A 20,244-nucleotide genomic window follows, 5' to 3' on the forward strand; every position below is an offset into this window, starting at 1 on the left:
GTCAGTCCTCGCTGGCAATCGTTGGATGGCGGGTATCGGCGAAGACGATTGCGCGTGCGTGCTCGATCGCTTCGGGGGTGGTGGCGAAGAGTCGGCGGCTCTCGCCGTCACTGGTGGTGAACACGCCGAGCGCGGCCAGGGGGCGCAGATGCTCGGGTTTGGCACCGGCGATCAGGACGGTGATCTGACGATTCTCGAGCTTCGCGATGACGTCCTGGAGTACGAGGGTGCCGGTGGCGTCGAGGGCGGTGATCCGCGACATTCGCAGGATCACCACCTTGACGTCGGAGACTTCGGCGAGTTCGAGCAGGAATCGATGCGCAGCGGCGAAGAACAGGGCACCGTCGATCCGGTACGCGACGATGTGCTCGCGCAGCAGTTCGTGTTCCTCGGCCAGGTGATCGCCGGTCTCGTCGAGCGGGACCTGTTCGATGCGGGCGGAGCGCGCGACTGCACGCAGCGCAAGGATCGCGGCGAACCCGACGCCGACGGCAACAGCCGCGACCAGGTCGAACACGACGGTGACCAGGAACGTCGCCACCATGACGATCGTGTCGGCCCTGGTGGCGCGCACGATCGCGAGAATGGACGCGGTCTCGACCATCCGGACAGTGGTAGCCAGGAGAACTCCGGCGAGTGCGGCCAACGGGATCTCGGCGACCAGTCCGGCGGCGAGGTAGACGATGGCGGCGAGGATTGCCGCATGGGTGAGCGCGGCCAGGCGCGTGCGGGCACCGGATCGAACATTGACCGCGGTCCGGGCGATCGCCCCCGTGGCGGGCACTCCGCCGAAGAGGGGTGCGGCGATGTTCGCCAGGCCCTGACCGAGCAGTTCACGGTCCGGGTTGTGGCGTGTTCCCACCGCCATCGAGTCGGCGGCGGTCGCGGACAGCAGCGATTCGAGGGCGCCGAGGGCGGCGACGGCGAGGGCGGGCGCCAGCAGTGAGGTCACCTCACCGGGATGCAGGAAATCCAGGGACGGGGCCGCGAATCCGGAAGGGATGGAACCGATCCGCGCGAGATCGAGGTGGAACAGCTGCGCCACGATCGTGGCGACAGCGACCGCCAGAAGCGAGAACGGCACTCGGGGCAGGTAGCGGCCGCCGACGAGGATCACGGCGGCCACGCACAGCGCGGTCGCTGGAGTCAGGACCGACGGGTTCTCCAGGTAGCGGCGAACAGCGTCGAAGGCGCTCTGCCACACCTTCTCCCCCTCCGCGCCCGAAACACCGAGCGCGGCCGGAACCTGCTGCAGGGCGATGACGACGGCGATGCCCGCGGTGAACCCCTCGATCACCGGGGCAGGCACAAAGCGCACGGCCCGCCCGACGCCCGCGAACGCCAGCAGCACCAGGATGATGCCGGCGATCAAGCCGACAGCGAGCACTCCGGTCGGCCCGTACTGGGCGACGATCGGGACCAGGACGACGGTCATCGCACCGGTCGGCCCCGACACCTGGAACCGCGAACCGCCGAAGACTGCGGCGACCACACCGGCGACGACCGCTGTCGTCAAGCCTGCTGCGGCGCCGAGACCGGAACTGATTCCGAATCCCAACGCGAGTGGCAGTGCGACGAGCGCGACGATGAGTCCGGCGAGCAGATCGGCGCCCGGCGCGCGGACAGCGGGGCTCCAGTCGCTCCAGCGCGGCATCAAGACGACTGCGGCGCGCGCGGCGTCGGCGATGCGGCCGCCCGAGGCAAGAACGGAACGAGGTTCAGACATTCACGGTGATCCTGGTAGATGGGCTGAGGGTGGCCCGACCCGAGTCGAGATCGGTTCGGCTCGGGTCGGGCCGAGAGGCGTGGAGCGCAGGGGGATCGACGTGACGCACTCCACGCCTCGTCATGGACGGGGCGTTCTACCCCGATTGCGGGCGCGTCACCGCTCGTCGCGACGAACCCGGCTGAAGTGCTCGTCGCGCACCGGCACCGGATCACCGAGCAGGTCCCGGCCGGACAGTCGCAGCTTGAGGGCCGCGAGTTCATCGCGAAGCGCGTCGGGCAGGGTGTTGCCGCCGATGGTGGCGAACCACTCGTCGATCAGTCGAGTCTCGGTGATCCACTCGTCGGGATCGACGTTCAGCGCCGCCGCCACCTCGGCCTTGTCGACCGTCAGGCCATTCAGGTCCAAGTCGTCGACGGCGGGCACGTTCCCGATCGGCGTCGCCTCGGCCCCAGCCGCGCCGTCGATCCGGCGCAACGCCCATTCGAGGATCCGGGCGTTCTCGCCGAACCCGGGCCACAGGAAGCGTCCGTCGTCACCGCGGCGGAACCAGTTGACATAGAAGATCCTCGGAAGCAGCGACGGGTCGGTCTTGGTGCCGATGTCGAGCCAGTGCGCGAAGTAGTCACCGACGTGGTAACCGAGGAACGGCAGCATCGCCATCGGGTCACGGCGCACCACACCGACGTTGCCGGTGGCCGCGGCGGTCGTCTCCGACGACAGGGTGGAGGCGAGGAACACGCCGTGCTGCCAGCTCGAGGCCTCGGTGACCAGGGGAACGGTGGTGCCGCGGCGGCCGCCGAAGAAGATCGCCGAGATCGGTACGCCGGCGGGGTCGTTCCATTCCGGCGCGACGGTCGGGCACTGCGCGATGGGGGTGCAGTACCGGGAGTTCGGGTGGGCCGCAGGCTCGCCGGAGTTCGGGGTCCAGTCCCGACGCCGCCAGTCCGTCAGATGTGCGGGCGGTTGATCGGTCATGCCCTCCCACCAGATGTCGCCGTCGTCGGTGAGCGCGACGTTGGTGAAGATCGAACTGCCTCGCTCGATGGTCGCCATCGCGTGCGGGTTCGTGTGCGCGCCGGTGCCCGGTGCGACACCGAAGAACCCGGCCTCCGGGTTGACGGCGTACAGCCGACCGTCCTGCCCGAATCTCATCCAGGCGATGTCGTCGCCGATGGTCTCGGCGGTCCACCCGTCGAGGGCGGGCTCGAGCATCGCGAGGTTCGTCTTGCCGCACGAGGACGGGAACGCCGCCGCGATGTAGCGGACCTCGTGCGAGGGAGAGGTGAGCTTGAGGATGAGCATGTGCTCGGCCAGCCAGCCCTCGTCCTTGGCCATCTTCGACGCGATCCGCAGCGAATAGCACTTCTTCCCGAGCAGTGCGTTGCCGCCGTAGCCGGAGCCGTAACTCCAGATCATGCGTTCCTCGGGGAAGTGCGAGATGTACTTGGTGTGATCGCACGGCCACGTCGCGTCTGCCTGGCCGGGGCGCAGAGGGGCCCCGACCGAATGCAGGCATTTGACGAATTCTGTTCCGGCGGTGAGCTTGTCCCACACCGGCGCACCGGATCGGGTCATGATCTGCATCGACACGGCGACGTATTCGGAGTCGGTGACCTGAACACCGAACTTCGGCTCAGCGGCGTCCAGCGGACCCATACAAAAGGCGATGACGTACATCGTGCGCCCGGCCATGGCCCCGCGGTACTGCTCGGTCATCACCGTCTTCATGTCGACGGGGTCCATCCAGTTGTTGGTCGGCCCGGCATCGGACTGCGATGCCGAGCAAATGAACGTGCGGTCCTCCACCCGCGCGACATCCGCCGGGTCCGAGGCACACCAGAACGAATTGGGTTTGCCCTCGAGTCGAACGAAGGTGCCCTTGTCGACCAGTAGCGCGGTCAAACGGTCCCATTCGGCGGCGGAACCGTCGCACCACACCACGTTCTCCGGTTCGGTGAGTGCGGCGACATCGGCCACCCACGAGACGATCTCCGGGTGTCCGGTTGCAGTGCATGCCGATCCGGCAGGGGTACTCGTCATGACGTCTCTCCTCGTCCAGGGCTCGTGAACCGACCACCCGACGACGAGGCCGGCTGCGTGTTCACCACGATCGATATCGAATCACAGAAGATAAGAAGTTTAGAAAGTTCGCAACTAGTGAGTAGCGGTGGACCGCCCGAAGAAGACATCAACTCAGCCCCGCGACTCGCCTGACAGCACCGACACCTGGGGGGCCTCCTCGAGAAGCTCGGCCTGGCCGGCGACCACACCGGTGAGGATCTCTCGCGCGGTCTTCAACAGTTCGGCAACTCGGGGTGAGGTCAGCGCATACGACACCGACAGCCCCTCCCGCCGGGCCGTGACCAATCCTGCCCGCCGGAGGATCGATAGCTGCTGGGACAGGTTCGCCGGCTCGATTCCAACCTCGGGCAGCATTTCGGAAACGGCATGCTCGCGCTCACTCAACAACTCGAGAACCCTGATCCGGGCTGGATGCCCGAGGGTCTTGAAGAAATCAGCCTTCATCCGATACAGCGGCTGGTGCGAGTTCGCGACCATGTCACCTCCTGTCGTGCCCATTGAAATCAGCAACTCTCCACCGAGAGGTGCACACCCTGCCCGGACAGCACGGCAGACCCGCCGTCCGCAAACTATGCTACACATTAATGCACTACTTGCGAATCTTAGCAATTTGCCATGCCTCATCTGTCGCCACCCGTCGGCCACCACCACAGGTCGTCCCCTGCTGTTCCAATCCGGCCCTGGATATCTCCCGAATCCTCTTGCCATATCGACTTTTTGATGTGCCGCTGATATGAAGAACACGTTCTAGTAGGTAGACACACGGAGGTTCTTCGCCATGGGCACACCAGTAATCGTCGAGGCAGTTCGCACACCGATCGGGAAGCGCGGTGGCTGGTTGTCGGGCCTGCACGCGACCGAGATCCTCGGTGCCGCACAAAAGGGAATCGTCGATCGCGCGGGGATCGATCCGGTACTGGTCGAACAGGTCATCGGCGGCTGCGTCACGCAGGCCGGCGCGCAGTCCAACAACGTCACCCGCACCGCGTGGCTCGCCGCGGGCCTGCCGTGGCAGACCGGCGCCACCACCATCGACTGCCAGTGCGGTTCCGCGCAGCAGGCCAACCACCTCATCGCGGGTCTCATCGCGACCGGCGCCATCGACATCGGCGTCGCGTGCGGCGTCGAGGCGATGAGCCAGGTTCCGTTGGGCGCCAACGTCGGCACCGAGGCCGGGCCGCGCCGTCCCGCGTCGTGGGACATCGACATGCCCAACCAGTTCGACGCCGCCGAACGCATCGCGAAGCGCCGTGGCCTGACCCGTGACGACATCGAGGCCCTCGGTGTCCGCTCGCAGGCGCTCGCGAAGCAGGCGTGGGCCGAGGGTCGCTTCGACCGCGAGATCGTCCCGGTGACCGCACCGGTCATCGGCGAGGACAAGCAGCCGACGTCCGAGATGAACGTCGTCAGCCGCGACCAGGGCCTGCGCGACACCACCGCGGAGTCGCTCGCGAAGCTCGAGCCGGTCCTCGAAGGCGGCATCCACACCGCCGGCACGTCGTCGCAGATCTCCGACGGCGCCGCCGCGGTCATGCTCATGGACGAGGACCGCGCCCGCGCGCTCGGCCTCAAGCCCCGTGCCCGCATCGTCACCCAGGCCCTCGTCGGCGCCGAGCCCGAGTACCACCTCGACGGCCCCGTGCAGGCCACCGCGCGGGTGCTCGAGAAGGCCGGCATGAAGATCGGCGATCTGGACCTGTTCGAGGTCAACGAGGCGTTCGCGTCGGTCGCCCTGTCCTGGGCCCAGGTCCACGGCCCCGACATGGACAAGGTCAACGTCAACGGCGGCGCGCTCGCGCTCGGACATCCCGTGGGCAGCACCGGTTCTCGCCTGATCACCACCGCGCTGCACGAACTCGAGCGCCGCGACGGCTCGACCGCACTGATCACGATGTGCGCGGGCGGCGCACTCGCGACGGGCACCATCATCGAGCGGATCTAGTCGTGCGGCCGCGTCGATGAACCGGCGAGGCCGCCGCTAGTCGCCGTGGCCGCCACCGTTCCGGCCACCGAAAGCCGCCCCGATTACCCTGGCACCACTCCTTACTTCGGAGTAAGTTCCGGGTATGGCCACGTACATCGTCACGGGCGGCACCGGGTTCCTCGGCAGACACACGATCGAACGGCTGCTCGAGCGCGATCCTGCCGCCGAGATCCACGTCCTGGTCCGCCCCGGGTCGGTGTCGAAGCTCGAACGGATGTCGCACTCCTGGCCGGGCGGCGAGCGCGTCCACGCGCTGGTCGGGGACCTCACCGAGCCCGGGCTGGGACTCGACGCCCCACCTCCGGACGCCGATCACGTGCTGCATCTCGGCGCGATCTACGACCTCACCGCCGGGGACGAGCAGGCGTCGACGAACATCGACGGCACCCGATCGGTGATCGAGCTGACCGCCCGGATCGGCGCGACGCTGCACCATGTCTCGTCGATCGCGGTGGCCGGTGATCACCGCGGACGGTTCACCGAGAGCGACTTCGATCTGGGCCAGGGATTCCCGACGCCGTACCACCGCACCAAGTTCGAGGCCGAGCGGCTGGTGCGGACGTCGACGGTGCCGTGGCGCATCTACCGGCCGGCGGCCGTGGTGGGCAGCTCGGTCACCGGCGAAATGGACAAGATCGACGGGCCGTACTACTTCTTCCCCGCCCTCGCCGCACTCGCGAAGCTTCCGTCCATCCTTCCCGTCGCGGTCCCGAGACTCGGATACACCAACGTGGTTCCGGTGGACTTCGTCGCGGCCGCGATCGTCGAACTCATGCTCCGACCCGGCCTCGACGGCCGCGCCTTCCACCTCGTCTCTCCCGAGTCGCAACCGATCCGGCAGATCTACGCCGCGCTCGCCGAGGCCGCCCACGCGCCGACACCGGTAGCCGATCTACCCGGTTCACTGGCCGCACCCCTGCTGAACCCTCCGGATCGGATACGGCCCACCCGCAACCTCGTGCTGCGGCGCATGGGCATCCCGCCGGTGCTGCTCGACCACCTCACCCTGCCGACCCGGTTCACCACCGAGCAGACCCGGGAAGCCCTGCAGGACAGCGGAATCGCAGTACCCCCGTTCCCGTCGTACGCGGCGAGGCTGTGGTCGTACTGGCGTGAGCACCTCGACCCCGACCGGGCCCGCCGCGACGATCCGGCCGGTCCGCTCGTGAACCGTCACGTCGTCATCACCGGCGCCTCCTCCGGCATCGGACGGGCCGCCGCGATCGCCACCGCCGCGAAGGGCGCGACCGTGCTGCTTCTCGCTCGTCGCGCCGACGAACTGGACGCCGTGGTGTCGCAGATCCGCGAGGCCGGCGGGTCCGCGTTCGGGTACCCGTGCGACCTCACCGACACCGAGGCGGTCGACCGTACCGTCAAGTCGATCCTCACCGAACACGATCACGTGGACATGCTCGTGAACAATGCGGGTCGGTCCATCCGCCGAGGCCTCTACCGCTCGACCGACCGCCTGCACGACTTCGAGCGCACCATGGCCGTCAACTACTTCGGGGCTGTCCGCATGGTCCTCGCGCTGCTACCGCACATGCGCGAGCGACGCTTCGGCCACATCGTCGACATCAGCACCGCCGGCGTCCAGGCCCGGACGCCGCGGTTCGCGGCCTACGTCGCGAGCAAGTCCGCGCTCGACGCCTTCGCCGACGTGGCCGCGGCCGAGACCCTGTCGGACGGGATCACGTTCACCACGATCCACATGCCGCTCGTGGAAACCCCGATGATCGCGCCGACCGGGCAGTACAACGCCGGCCGCGCGGTGAGTGCCGAGAAGGCTGCGGCGATGGTGGTCCGCGCCCTGATCGAACGCCCCAAGCGCATCGACGTCCCCATCGGAACCCTGGCCGAGTTCGGTGCCATCTTCGCGCCGCGAATGAAGGACCTCGCACTATCTCGGATGTATCACGCCTTCCCGGACTCCCCGGCCGCCCGCGGCGAGGCCGGCCCCGCACCCCGGCCGGAACCCCTCCTCGAGGCCCCGCGGGACGCCCGCCGACCGACCGGTCCGACAGCGTCGGCGGCCCGCTTCGCCCGTCGTCTCACCCGACTGGTTCCGGGCGTGCACTGGTGACGCATATGCGCTGGTGAACCGCCCTATTTCGCCCCGAAGATCGCACAGAATTTCGATTCCGAACGAGCCGCCGAGTTCGCCAAACCGTCTTTCGCTGTGCTAAGCAAGATAGGGGACCAACGAAAATAGGGAGAAGACTTTGACGCCAAGGATCGCGATTTTGGGAGCCGGTCCGAGCGGCCTCGCACAGTTGAGGGCATTCGAGTCGGCACGTAAATCAGGTCTTGGGTCGATGCCCGAAATTGTTTGTTACGAAAAGCAGAGCGATCTGGGCGGCATGTGGAACTACACGTGGCGCACCGGGCTCGACCAAAACGGCGAACCAGTGCACGGAAGCATGTACCGCTTCCTCTGGTCGAACGGACCGAAGGAATGCCTGGAGTTCGCCGACTATTCTTTCGAGGAACATTTCGGCCGACCGATTCCGTCGTACCCGCCGCGTGCCGTCGTACACGACTACATCATGGGCCGGGTCGATCAGAGCGACGTGCGCAAGTACATCCGCTTCGACACCGCCGTCCGCTGGGTGGAGTACGTCGAACCCGAGAGCGAGGGTGACACCGGAAAGTTCGCGGTGACCGTCGCCGACCACAAGTCCGGCTCGCTCGAGACCGAACTCTTCGACTATGTCGTGGTCGGAACCGGACATTTCTCCACTCCGAATGTTCCGCACTTCGAGGGCCTCGACGACTTCCCGGGCCGCGTGCTGCATGCTCACGACTTCCGTGACGCCCGAGAATTCACAGGTAAACGGCTTCTGCTGATCGGCAGCAGTTACTCGGCCGAGGACATCGGGACGCAGTGCTTCAAGTACGGCGCCGCCGAGGTCACCTTCAGCTACCGCTCGGCGCCCATGGGCCACGACTGGCCCGAGGGCTTCTCCGAGGTGCCCGTGCTGACCGGGATCGACGGCCACACCGCACGTTTCCAGGACGGCAGCACCCGCGAGGTCGACGCGATCGTCCTGTGCACCGGCTACCAGCACCACTTCCCGTTCCTGCCCGACGAGCTGGCGTTGCGCACGAACAACCGCCTGTACCCGACCGGCATGTACAAGGGCGTCGTCTCGCAGGAGAACTCGCGTCTGTTCTTCCTCGGCATGCAGGACCAGTACTTCACGTTCAACATGTTCGATGCGCAGGCCTGGTTTGCGCGCGACGTCATTCTCGGCCGGATCGAATTGCCAGACACCGAGACGCGGGAACGGGATATCCAGGAATGGCGGGCCCGCGAGGAAGAACTTTCGACTGCCGTCGAGGAAATCGATTTCCAGGCCGCTTACATTCGCGATCTGGTGGATCGGACCGACTACCCCGAATTCCACGTCGAAAAGCAGGGCGAGCTTTTCAAGCAGTGGAAGAAGGACAAGAAGGCCGACATCATGGGCTACCGGAATTGCAGCTACGTGTCGACGCTGACCGGCACGATTGCCCCGCCGTTGCACGACGAGTGGCTGAACATTCTCGACGATTCCGCGGAATCGTTCCTGAACAACGATTTCGGCACGGGCGATTCGGCGAAGCAGGATTCACCCGCGCCGCGGAACGTGACGCCCATCGGACCTCGGATCACGCGGGCGCACCCGCCGCGGACCGAACGCTCGACCGAACTGTCCGGCTGAGCCGACGTCGCTAGGAACTCCCCGCCGGCACCTCGGCGGGGAGTTCCTGCATGCTCACCGCCACCACCGGCCGCACGAGCTTGGCCTCGGCGCCGCAGCTCGCGGGGCGGGCCGCGAGCTCCCGCTGCTCGAGTGAGACTCGCCACCGTCGACCGTCGCGGTGTGCCACCACCGGATCGGCGGTCCGTTCGTCGACCACCAGCTCGTCAGTACGGGCCGGCACGTCCTGTCGCACCGTCACCTCGGCGACCTGGCCGCGCGGGCTCCAGATGCTCCGTCCCCGCAGTCCCGGCAGGTACACCCGACCGTCCGCGGCGGCCTGGACGGCCCGCGCGCTGTCGTCCGGGCCCAGCCGCCCGTACGTGTTGCCGCTGGGCAGCAGGATCAACGACGGCGCGAACCGGTGGCCACCGGTGTGCGAGCACTCCCACACGGCGTCGCCGAACTCCGCGGTGAGCGCCGCCGCCACCGGACGTCCGAGCACCGCGCAGCACTGATCCCTTTTGCCGTGCGCGCACACCAGCACCACCGGCCCGGGCACCCGCTCCCCCAGCCCGGGTGCGCGGCCACGAACCTGCATCAGATCGACGTCGAGCAGGTCGGAGACATCTCCGATTTCGAGGCGCTCGCACCACGAGTGGTCCGGGTGCGAGTTCGCCAACAGCACCGTGCGACCGCCGCGCGCCACCTCGCTGCGTCCGGGACGGCGGATGAACATGATGCGCACCCCCGCCGCGTCGGCGCGGTCCGCCAGCTCACCGGCCAGTTCCGCGCCCAGCGCGGTGCCGTCGAGGACGTCGCGGCCCCACGCGCCCGGGTACTCGATGCACACCCAGCCCGCGACCTGAGCCGCGGTGCCCGGCAGCGGTTCGTCCGCCGACAGCACGGAGCACGTGTTGGGGCCGGCCTGCGGTACCGATTCACTCACCCCGCCATTGTGTACCGGCGCTCACTCGTAGAACCTGCGGCCCTCGGCGAACTGTTCGACGAAGGTGGCGATCCGCCGGGCCCGCGTCTCGGGACGCTTCGCGTCCTGGATTCGGTACAGCGCCGCGAATCGGTTGCGACTGTCGAGGGTCGCGAAGAACGCCTCCGCGGCCGGGTTCGCGGCGAGGGCGTCGAGCAGGTCCTGCGGCACCTGTGCCGTCTTCGGCCCCGCGTACGCCCGGTCCCACCGGCCGTCGGCCTTGGCCGCCTCCACCGCCGCCAGCCCCTCCGGTTCCACCAGGCCGCGCTCGATCAACGCCTCCACGGCATCCCTGTTGCGCTCGGACCAGGGGCTGCGGGCGGTGCGCGGCGTGAACCGCTGCACCCGGAAGTCCTCGTCGAGCCTGCGGGCCTGACTGTCGATCCAGCCGAAGCACAGCGCAACCTCGACCGCCTCGGCGTACGTCACGGACGTGTGCCGAGAATCCTTGCGGGCGATCTTCACGAGCACACCGGGCGACGACACGTTGGCGCGCAGCCACTCTCGGAACTCGGCCTGGTCGGCGAAGTACTCGACGGGCAGTTCGGCCGCCACGATCAGCGCCTCGCCCAGACCCGCACGAAACCCTGCGCCAGATACGCGAAGGCGCCGAGCCCGAGGACCCACTTGGTGGTGCTGACCGCGGTGGCGGCCCGCACGGTGGTGTCGCTGATGCGGTCCCGGTGATCGAGCAGGTAGAGCCCGGCGACGTTCTCGACGTAGTCGCCCGCGGCCGCGGCGACGGGAGCCGCGAGCAGCATCCGCTTCGTCGCCGGGGACAGCGGCGTCAGCTCGTCGAGCCGCCGGGCCCCCACCCGCAGCGCGGTGGCGTAGATGACGGGGTGCACGAAGTCCGGGTAGAAGTGGCTGCGGTAGCGCGCGATCTCGCCCGCGTCCATGCCGTCCAGCACCGCCCGGTACGCCCGCGCCGACGGCGCCGTCTGCGTCTTCAGCAGCTTCACCCCGACCGGGCCGAGCAGGCGCGCGATGTTGGCCTGCGACACGACATACGCCACCGACCACGCGATGAGCTTCCGATCTGCACGAAGGAATGCCATGTCCCGCATACTGCCACGCGGGACCGACGTCAGTGCGCCATCAGGAACGGCAGGACCGCGGCCTCGAAGTCCCGGTACCGGTCGCGATGGATGCTGTGCCCGCTCGTGAACGACACCACCTCGCAGTCGCGGATCGCGGTGACCGCGGCGTCGAGCAGCACCGGATCCACCATGCCGGTGGGGCCACCGCGCAGGATCAGCGTCCGCGCCTCGATGTCCGGGAGCCGTTGCCACCACGACGGATTGGGCTCGTGGAACTGGGTGAGCGCCGACGCCGTCATCGACCGGTCGAACGCCCACACCGCCCGCGGGCTGCGCAACATGCTGGAGGCGGCGTGCCACAGTTCCACCAACGACGGCAGCCTGCCGCCGAAGTTCGGGATCGGATCGCCGGGGCGCAACGGCAACGGTGCTTCCTCGAGCACGAGGCGACGGACCAGGTCCGGACGCTGCTGCGCGACCAGCGAGACGGCGTGCCCGCCGAGCGAGTGCCCCACCAGGTCCACGCTGCCGAAGCCGAGGTCCTCGCACAGGCCGAGAATGTCGTCGCCGAACTCCCCGAACAGGTACGACTCGGCGTGCGCGCTGCGGCCGTGACCGCGCAGGTCCACCGCCAGCACCCGCCGCCCACGACCGGCGACGGCCCGCGCGAACCGGTCCCACGTGCGACTGTCGCCGCCCATCCCGTGCACCAGGATCACCGGAACAGGATGTGCCACAGCAGATCCTGTGGCACCACTGTCGCGGTAGGCGATCGTGTGGCCACTCCGGGTGACTGTCGTCTCGGTCATCTCCACGATCATCGAGCGTAATCGTGCTCCCGTTCCGGAACCGAGCGGGTCAGCCGTTGCGGTTCGAGCTTCAACCGGCGCAGCAACTGTGCGTTCGCCGCGACGACGACGGTGGACGCCGACATCAGGATCGCGCCCACCTCCATCGGCAGCACGAACCCGACCGGCGCGAGGACACCGGCCGCGAGCGGCACCGAGATCACGTTGTAGCCCGCCGCCCACGCCAGGTTCTGCACCATCTTCCGGTACGTCGCGTGGGACAGTTCGATCACCGACACCACCGCACGGGGATCGTCGCTGACCAGCACCACCCCGGCCGACGCGATCGCGACGTCGGTGCCGGCACCGATCGCGATGCCGACGTCGGCCTGCGCGAGCGCGGGCGCATCGTTGACGCCGTCGCCCACCATCGCGACCCTGCGCCCCGCGGCCTGCAACTCCTTGACCTTGGCGCCCTTGTCCTGCGGCAGCACGCCGAGGTCGTCGCCCACGGCCCGCGCGACCGCCTCCGCATCGCCGGTGAGCATCACGACGCGTACCCCGCGGGCATGCAGCGCCTCGATCGCGTCGCGAGACTCGGGCCGGATCTCGTCGGCCAGCGCGACCGCACCGATCACCCGACCGTCGCGGAGCACGTGCAGCACCGTCGAGCCGTGCGACGCCCACTCCTCCGTCTCGGGCAGGGCGGACGCACGGTGGCTGTGGAGCATGCCGGGCCCGCCGACGCTGACGCTCGCGCCGTCGACGGTAGCCGTGACGCCGACGCCGTTGCGGGCCTGAAACTCGGTGGCCTGCGGGACGTGCAACCCGCGATGCTCGGCGGCCGCGACGATCGCGCGGCCCAGCGGATGCTCGCTGTCGCGCTCCACCGCGGCCGCGAGCGCGATGACGGTGCCGTCGTCCCGTCCGGCGACCGCGGTGGCCGCGACCAGCGCCGGTTCGCCCTTGGTGAGGGTGCCGGTCTTGTCGAACAGCACGGTGTCGACGGTGCGCATGGCCTCGAGCGCACGCCGGTCGGTGATCAGCACACCGGCACGGGCCGCGCGCTCGGTCGCGATCGACACCACCAGCGGAATCGCCAGACCGAGGGCGTGCGGGCACGCGATGACCAGGACCGTGATGGTCCGGGTGATGGCCTCGTCGGGGGTACCGAAGATCGACCACACCGCCAGCGTGACCACCGCGGCGCCCAGCGCGAACCAGAACAGCATGGCCGCGGCCCGATCGGCGAGGACCTGCGCCCGCGACGACGAGTTCTGTGCCTCGGCGACCAGACGCTGGATGCCGGCGAGCACGGTGTCGTCGCCGACCGCGGTGATCTCGATCCGCAGCGCGGAATCCGTCGACACCGTGCCCGCGACGACCGTGTCGCCCAGCCCGCGGCGCACCGTGCGGGACTCGCCGGTGATCATGGATTCGTCCAGGTCACCGGCGCCCTCGACGATCCGGCCGTCGGCGGGGATGCGGCCGCCGGGGCGCACCATCACGACATCGCCGGCCACGAGATCGGCGGTCGAGACCGTGGTGACAGCGCCGTCGTCGCCGATGCGCTCGGCCTCGTCGGGCAGCAGGGCGGCGAGCGAATCCAACGCACTCGAGGCCTGCCCCAGCGACCGCATCTCGATCCAGTGCCCGAGCAGCATGATCACGATGAGGAGGGCCAGTTCCCACCAGAAGTCCAGGTCGTGGCCCAGGATGCCGAGGCTCGACCCCCACGACGAGACGAATGCGACGGTGATCGCGAGCGCGATCAGCAGCATCATCCCGGGCTGCCGGGCACGGAGTTCGCTCACCGCGCCGGTCAGGAAGGGGCGGCCGCCCCACACGAACATGACAGTGCCGAGCAGCGGCGAAATCCATTCCACCGCAGGGTTGTCCGGCAACGTGTAGCCGACCAGATCCGCGAACATCATGTTCGCCCCGACGACGGGGACGGACAGAATCAGCATGATCCAGAAGAGCGTGCGGAACTGGGCGACGTGATCACCGTGACCGGAGTGCCCGCCGTGACCGGCGTGACCTGAATGATGCGCGTGTTCCGAACCCTCGTGACCGGAAGTATCCGCCGCGTGGTGTTCGTGAACTGCTTCTCCACTTGGGTTCATACCCACCGAAGGTATACCCCCATGGGTATAGGGCAAGGGTGAATCGGCTACTCGTAGATGCCCTCCACACCCCACCTTCCTCCCTCGCAGATCAGAAGCAACGCCCGCGACTCGGCGAGCAGCACCTGCGCGCGCGCGGCCGCCCGCGCCGCCGAGACGTCCCACCAGCGTTCGTCCACCGGCCACGGTCCCGCCCACCCCTGCACCTCCCAGTCCCGGCTCCCCCACCGCAGCCGTGCGGGAACGGCGCTGAACTCCCCCCGCTCGGTGACCTGCACCGCACCACCCGCGCGGTCCTCGAGCGACACCGTCGGGATGTTCGGCAGCACCGTCGCCGGCGCCGGTTCGGGGAGTCGTCCCGGCCACGGCGCGGTGGGGTCGGATTCCGGTACCAGCTCGTCTCCCAACGGCACCAACGTGATTCGTTCCGCCGGCCCCCGACCGCCACTGAGCACACCCACCCGCACCGATTCGCCGCCGAGCAGACCCTGCACGCGGATCAGGGCCCGGCGGGCTCGTTCGTCCCCCTCTCCGACACCACCCCAGAGCCCCAGTTGCAGGGCCCCGGCAGCCACCACCTCCACCGGTTCGAGACGCAGGACGCTGATCCCCGCGGTGGGCCGGGACCCACTGCGGCCGGTGAGCCAACCGTCCAACTGCCAACGCACCCGGTCCGCGGTGCCCTCCGGCGTCAGCGGTTCGGCGCACCGCCACGTCCGGGTCAGGTGCTCACCGTTGCCGGTGGTCGCCGACACCTGTAGTCGCGTACACACGACCGCGGCGCCCGACAGTTTCGCGTGCAGCCGCTCGGCCATGGCCCGGCCCGCGAAGGCCGCGGCGTCGATCCGGTCGATCGGCGGATCACACTGCTGCTCCACCTCCAGGTCGGGGGGCAGCGCCCGCGCCGACGGTGGGCGTTCCGGTTCGCCGCGGGCAGTCCGGTGCGCGTGGACGGCGTCGGCGCCGAACCGCGACGCCACATCCACCCCGGACAGCGCCGCGAAGGATCCGACGGAGCGCAGCCCGAGTCGGCGCAGCAGATCGACCAGGTCGGCCCGGTCCGCTGCCGCGAGGCTGGGTTCGGCCGCGATCTCGGCGATCGGCAGCGGGGCCAGAAACCGCGCCCCCGCCCCGGCCGGCACCAGCGCCGCGTGGCGCGCCGCGATCACCGCGGTGGACAGTTCGTCAGCGATGCCGATCTGACACTCCGCACCGGCCGCCGCCACCACGTCCACCAACCGTTCGGCCGCGGCCTCCTCCGAGCCGAAGTACCGGCTCGCGCCGCGAGCCGTCAACACCAGCAGACCGGGGCGCAGCACCTCCACCCCGGGCGCGGCCTCGTCCACGGCGGCAGCGACGGGCTCGAACAGCCGCGCGTCACGCTCCGGATCGGCCTGCGCCACATGCAGTTCCGGACAACGCGCCTGCGCCTCCCGACGCCGCAGCCCACGACGCACCCCGTCCGCCCGGGCCGGCGCCGAGCACGCGATCACCCGATTGGCCAGCAACACCGCCACCGGCCGGGTGGCCGGCAGATCCGCCGCCGCGGCCGCGGCCACCGCGGGCCAGTCCGGGCACCACACCGCCAGCACCCGCGAGCTCACAGCGCCACCACGTCCGGCGTGAGCGCGACCGCCTCCGGCACCCACTCGACGCGCCCCTGCATCGAACGCACATCCAGGCACGTGGTCCGCGGCCGGAAGGCCCGCCCCTGCGCCCGCACCGCCAACCGGACCGAACACACCCGGCCACGTCCGACGTCCGCGCCGCGCCCCACCCCGTCGTAGCCGCGCACCTGCGCGTCCAGCCGGACCTCCGCCCCGCCCCAGTGCCCGTCGGTGACCACCAACGTGGACTGCTTGCTGCGCGCGCGAGCCACCACGGCCCGGGCCCGCGACGGCGGCACCGACATCCCACCCAACCCCAGAACCACCAGGTCCATGCCGTCGAGCAGAACCGCCGCCACCTCCACCGGGTCCGGCCCCGGATCCGGCACGAACGCCATCCGCCGCAACTGAGCGCCCATCTCGGTGGCGGCGAGCAGCCCGAGCTGCGGACGACCGATCACCGCGACGTGCCCACCCGCCGCCGTCACCGACGCCAGCAGCCCCAGGAGCAGCGACGACGCACCGGAAACGGAGACCACGGAACCGCGCGCCAGTCCGCCCTGCGGCAGGAGCGCGGCCAGCGGCCCGGGCACCGGCAGTACCCGCCGCGGACGCACTGCCGCGTCGACGACACTCGATTCGCCCTTCGCCGGCACCGCCGCGATCCGCCGACGCAGGTATTCCAGGCGCTGCTGACGCGTCAGGCCCGACAACCCCGACAACCCCGATAACTCCGACACCCCCGACAACTCGGCGGAGACGGAAGGCGGGGATACAGGCAGCTGGGCTGGTTCGGTCATATCTGCTCCCCGGGGCACACTTCTGGTTCTTCCGATGTTCGGCGCGCACGGGGAAGACGCGGCACACAGTCTATTCGAACATGTTTTCGAATCAGTTCCAGTAAAGCTCCTGCGCGTCAGCACGTCAAGACGAACCCCGCCGATCCACTAACCTCGAATACGTGACTGATCAGGAACCCACCCGAGCAGGCCGACGAAGCCGGGCGGTCATCGGGCCGGACTACCTGATGGCGGGCAGATACCGGCTGCGCTCCAAGCTCGGCGGCGGCGGCATGGGCGCGGTGTGGCTCGCGCACGACACGCTGCTCGACCGCGAGGTCGCCGTGAAACAGGTCACCTCCACCATCGGCATGGACGAGGCGGCGGCCCGCACTGTCCGCCAGCGGGCCCTACGCGAGGGCCGCAACGCCGCGCAGCTGTCCCACGAGCACGCGATCGCGATGTACGACGTCGCGGTCGAATCCGGCGAGCCGTGGCTCGTCATGGAGTACCTGCCGTCGCGCAGCCTCGCCGAGGCCATGAATCTCGCGGACACCCTGCCGCCCCTCGAGGTCGCGCAGATCGGTGCGCAGATCGCGGCCGCGCTCACGGAGGCGCACGCGGCCGGCATCCTGCACCGCGACATCAAGCCGGGCAACATCCTCGTCGCCGACCGCGGCGAGGCCCTCGGCATCGTCAAGATCAGCGACTTCGGGATCGCCCGCGCGAAGGGTGACGCGCCCAGCGGCAAGCCGGGGGTCATCACCGGAACGCCCGCCTACTTCGCCCCCGAGGTCGCCCGCGGCGACGACCCCACCGAGGCCAGCGACGTCTTCTCGCTCGGCGCGACGCTGTACACCGTCGTCGAGGGCCAACCCCCGTTCGGCCTCGACACCGATCCCATCGCGCTGCTGCACCGGGTCGCGAAGGCCGAGATCTACCGACCGAGCCTCAGCGGTCCGCTCACCGACACGCTGCTGCACCTACTCGAGCCCGACCCGGCCCGCCGCCCCACGATGGCGCAGGCCCGCGACGCCCTCGCCGCCGTCGCACTCGGATCCGACGCCGGGACCGGGGCGGCCGCCGCCGACACGCTGATCGGCGCACCGGTGAAGGCGGCCGACGGCACGGTCCCCAACTGGGCCTACCGGTCGGCCCCGGCACCGATCCCGCGCCGCCGCATGGCCTCGACCACTGCGACGGATCTTCCTGCCGCGCAATCGAACACACCGTTGGGTGCGGTTCCGCGTCCCGCGGGGCGGGCGTGGCTCCGTCAGCTCACCGACGGTCTCACCGGCCCGCAGGCCCCGACCGACACGCGCGGCAAGATCGTCGCGGCCGCGCCGCTCGCGATGGCCGTCATGGTCGGCATCATCGTGCTCGCGTTCGTCGTGGTGCTGATCGTCGCGCTGGTTCTCTGAGACAGCGTCCCGGTAACGACTTCTCAGTCGCGACGGCTCAGTCGATGCGGCGCCGGTGCGCCCACCGGGTGAGCGCATTTCGATTGGACTGCTGCGTCTTTCGCAGCACGTTCGACGCGTGGGTCTCCACGGTCTTCACCGAGATGACCAACTCCTCGGCGATCTCACGGTAGGTGTACCCGCGGGCGAGCAGGCGCAGCACCTCGAGTTCACGCGGGGTGAGCGAGTCCAGTTCCGGATCCAGAGGAGGCTCCGGAACATTCGAACGTCCGGTGAACGAGTCCAGCACGAAACCCGCGAGCCTCGGGCTGAACACCGCGTCGCCTCCGGCCACGCGGCGGACACCGTCCGCCAGTTCGGCACCCGAGATCGTCTTCGTCACATACCCGCGGGCGCCGGCCCGGATCACCGCGATCACGTCCTCGGCGGCGTCGGACACACTCAGCGCCAGACAGACCGGGCCCGAGTCGATTCCGTTCAGCACCGCGACGCCGCCCCCGTCGGGCATGTGCACGTCGAGTAACACCACCTGGGGACGCAGCGCGTTGATGCCGGCCACGGCCTCGGCGACGCCACCGGCCTCACCGACGACCTCCATGTCGGACTCCCGACCGAGTTCGGCACGCACCCCGGCCCGGAACACCGCGTGGTCGTCGACGAGGAATACCCGGAACTTGTCGGGGCTGGGTGCAGAGGAGGCCGAGAAAGTCACGGCCCCACCCTAGGACATCGGTTCGGCTTCGCTCGCGACGTCCGGGGCGATGTCTTCACTGTCCGGCGAGACCGGGCGCGGCATGTGGATCCGCACCTCGGTGCCCTTGCCCACCGTCGAGCGAACCTCCACCCGACCGCCGCGCCGCTCGATCCGGGCACGGATCGACTTGGCCAGCCCCTGCCGGTCCTCCGGCACCGTGTCGGGGTCGAAGCCCACGCCGCGGTCGCGGACGAAGATGCTGACCTGGTCGCGTTCGGTCTCCGCGTACAGATCGATGCTCGAGACCCCCGCGTGCTTGGCGGCGTTGACGAGCGACTCCCGCGTGGCGCCGAGCAGCGCGGTGAAGCACTCCCGCGACAGCCCGGGCCCCTCCTTGCCGTCGGCAGCGAGTTCGACGTCGCCGACGGTGACCGGACGCACCGTCACCCCGTGCTGGTCCTCCACCTCACCGGCGATGGTCTGCAGTGCCTCCGACAGGCTCGTGTGCGCGGTCTCGCCGCCACCGAACAGCCACCGTCGCAGCTCCCGCTCCTGCCCGCGCGCCAGCCGGGTCACCTCCTGCGGCGACTCTGCCTGCTTCTGGATCAACGCGAGCGTCTGCAGCACCGAGTCGTGCAGGTGCGAGGCAATCTCCTCGCGCTCCTCGTTGCGGATGCGGGCCGCACGCTCCTCGCCCAGCGCCCGCCACAGCCGCAGCCACAGCGGCACCGTGAGCAGACCGGCACCGACCAGTGTCACGACGACGGCGAGCAGCGACGACCGCAGCGCATCGATGTCCACCTGCGCGAGAATCACCACGCCGAGGCCGGTCACGATCAGCGTCACACCGCCCAGGACGCGGGCCCAGGTGAGCACCGTCGGGCGGTGCGGCAGGCCCAGCACCGAACGCGAACCGTCGGTGTCGAACTCCCGCCACACCAGCGCGGCACCGACCGCGACGACGACGAACGGCGTGATCACCGACGCCGCCGTACCGTTGATCATCCAGGCCAGACCCGCACTGATCGCGAGTCCGATCACGGCCAGGCCCAGCGCGCGACGACGCTCGGCGGCGCTGGGTTTCTCGGTGTCGGTGCCGGGCGGCGTGAAGATCCACAGCAGCCCGTACGCGACGATGCCCGCACCGGCGAGCGCGGCCAGCAGTGTGAATGCGACCCGCACCTTGAAGACGTCGACGCCGAGATGATCGGCGAGGCCGCCGGCGACACCGCCCACGATGCGGCCCCCGACTCGACGCTCGAGCCTGGGGTGGAGGGTTTCGTCCCGCACGGGATCCAGAGCCGTGTTCACGACCTGGTTGGG

General features: G+C 69.4%; 16 protein-coding genes. 4 read left to right on the top strand and 12 right to left on the bottom strand.

The window, feature by feature from the left end; translation table 11 throughout:
* Window position 1: 1 nt before the first annotated feature.
* The 3 genes from HUN07_RS19920 to HUN07_RS19930 form a co-directional block, all read right to left on the bottom strand.
* A complete protein-coding gene (locus tag HUN07_RS19920; RefSeq protein ID WP_174912178.1) occupies window positions 2-1,726 on the bottom strand; it encodes a SulP family inorganic anion transporter in 1,725 nt (574 codons plus the stop codon).
* A 156-nt stretch (window positions 1,727-1,882) separates the two neighbouring features.
* Complete coding sequence (locus HUN07_RS19925) at window positions 1,883-3,769, bottom strand: phosphoenolpyruvate carboxykinase (GTP) (protein ID WP_174912181.1); 1,887 nt, start codon at window positions 3,767-3,769, stop codon at window positions 1,883-1,885.
* A gap of 153 nt (window positions 3,770-3,922) precedes the next feature.
* Window positions 3,923-4,288, bottom strand: coding sequence for an ArsR/SmtB family transcription factor (locus tag HUN07_RS19930; RefSeq protein WP_114724219.1), 366 nt, complete (start codon window positions 4,286-4,288; stop codon window positions 3,923-3,925).
* Window positions 4,289-4,589: 301 nt separating this feature from the next.
* On the opposite strand from HUN07_RS19930, the gene HUN07_RS19935 reads away from it, so the two are divergent.
* The 3 genes from HUN07_RS19935 to HUN07_RS19945 all read left to right on the top strand — a co-directional run bounded on the left by HUN07_RS19935 (window position 4,590) and on the right by HUN07_RS19945 (window position 9,499).
* Window positions 4,590-5,753: a steroid 3-ketoacyl-CoA thiolase gene (locus HUN07_RS19935; protein ID WP_174912184.1), complete on the top strand. Its 1,164-nt coding sequence runs from the start codon at window positions 4,590-4,592 to the stop codon at window positions 5,751-5,753.
* Between the two features lie 124 nt (window positions 5,754-5,877).
* Complete coding sequence (locus HUN07_RS19940) at window positions 5,878-7,878, top strand: SDR family oxidoreductase (RefSeq protein WP_174912186.1); 2,001 nt, start codon at window positions 5,878-5,880, stop codon at window positions 7,876-7,878.
* 139 nt (window positions 7,879-8,017) lie between these two features.
* Window positions 8,018-9,499 carry a flavin-containing monooxygenase gene (locus tag HUN07_RS19945; RefSeq protein ID WP_114718946.1) on the top strand — a complete coding sequence of 494 codons (1,482 nt, stop codon included), beginning with the start codon at window positions 8,018-8,020 and terminating at the stop codon, window positions 9,497-9,499.
* A 10-nt stretch (window positions 9,500-9,509) separates the two neighbouring features.
* On the opposite strand, the gene HUN07_RS19950 is transcribed toward HUN07_RS19945, so the two are convergent.
* The 7 genes from HUN07_RS19950 to HUN07_RS19980 are packed head-to-tail and all read right to left on the bottom strand — an operon-like array spanning window position 9,510 to window position 16,827.
* Window positions 9,510-10,427, bottom strand: coding sequence for a sucrase ferredoxin (locus tag HUN07_RS19950; protein WP_174912189.1), 918 nt, complete (start codon window positions 10,425-10,427; stop codon window positions 9,510-9,512).
* Window positions 10,428-10,448: 21 nt separating this feature from the next.
* Window positions 10,449-11,021 (bottom strand): YdeI/OmpD-associated family protein, encoded by a 573-nt coding sequence (locus HUN07_RS19955; protein ID WP_174912192.1) that lies wholly within the window; start codon window positions 11,019-11,021, stop codon window positions 10,449-10,451.
* Between the two features lie 2 nt (window positions 11,022-11,023).
* Window positions 11,024-11,524 carry a hypothetical protein gene (locus HUN07_RS19960; RefSeq protein ID WP_441346781.1) on the bottom strand — a complete coding sequence of 167 codons (501 nt, stop codon included), beginning with the start codon at window positions 11,522-11,524 and terminating at the stop codon, window positions 11,024-11,026.
* A gap of 29 nt (window positions 11,525-11,553) precedes the next feature.
* Window positions 11,554-12,327, bottom strand: coding sequence for an alpha/beta fold hydrolase (locus HUN07_RS19965; RefSeq protein ID WP_174912198.1), 774 nt, complete (start codon window positions 12,325-12,327; stop codon window positions 11,554-11,556).
* Window positions 12,324-14,420 carry a heavy metal translocating P-type ATPase gene (locus HUN07_RS19970; protein ID WP_174912201.1) on the bottom strand — a complete coding sequence of 699 codons (2,097 nt, stop codon included), beginning with the start codon at window positions 14,418-14,420 and terminating at the stop codon, window positions 12,324-12,326. Before HUN07_RS19970 ends, HUN07_RS19965 begins: the two co-directional genes overlap by 4 nt.
* A 47-nt stretch (window positions 14,421-14,467) precedes the next feature.
* Window positions 14,468-16,024, bottom strand: a complete 1,557-nt coding sequence (locus HUN07_RS19975; protein WP_174912204.1) for a DNA polymerase Y family protein — start codon at window positions 16,022-16,024, stop codon at window positions 14,468-14,470.
* Complete coding sequence (locus tag HUN07_RS19980; protein ID WP_254622613.1) at window positions 16,021-16,827, bottom strand: hypothetical protein; 807 nt, start codon at window positions 16,825-16,827, stop codon at window positions 16,021-16,023. Before HUN07_RS19980 ends, HUN07_RS19975 begins: the two co-directional genes overlap by 4 nt.
* Before the next feature lie 227 nt (window positions 16,828-17,054).
* Here HUN07_RS19980 and HUN07_RS19985 point away from each other — a divergent pair, with 227 nt between their 5' ends.
* Window positions 17,055-18,227: a serine/threonine-protein kinase gene (locus tag HUN07_RS19985; protein WP_174914905.1), complete on the top strand. Its 1,173-nt coding sequence runs from the start codon at window positions 17,055-17,057 to the stop codon at window positions 18,225-18,227.
* 37 nt (window positions 18,228-18,264) lie between these two features.
* On the opposite strand, the gene HUN07_RS19990 is transcribed toward HUN07_RS19985, so the two are convergent.
* Window positions 18,265-18,939 (bottom strand): response regulator, encoded by a 675-nt coding sequence (locus tag HUN07_RS19990; RefSeq protein ID WP_114718934.1) that lies wholly within the window; start codon window positions 18,937-18,939, stop codon window positions 18,265-18,267.
* A gap of 9 nt (window positions 18,940-18,948) precedes the next feature.
* Window positions 18,949-20,232: an ATP-binding protein gene (locus HUN07_RS19995; protein WP_254623023.1), complete on the bottom strand. Its 1,284-nt coding sequence runs from the start codon at window positions 20,230-20,232 to the stop codon at window positions 18,949-18,951.
* Window positions 20,233-20,244: the final 12 nt, after the last annotated feature.

The organism is Rhodococcus sp. W8901 (genome assembly GCF_013348805.1).
In the GTDB taxonomy this organism is placed as follows: Bacteria; Actinomycetota; Actinomycetes; order Mycobacteriales; family Mycobacteriaceae; genus Prescottella.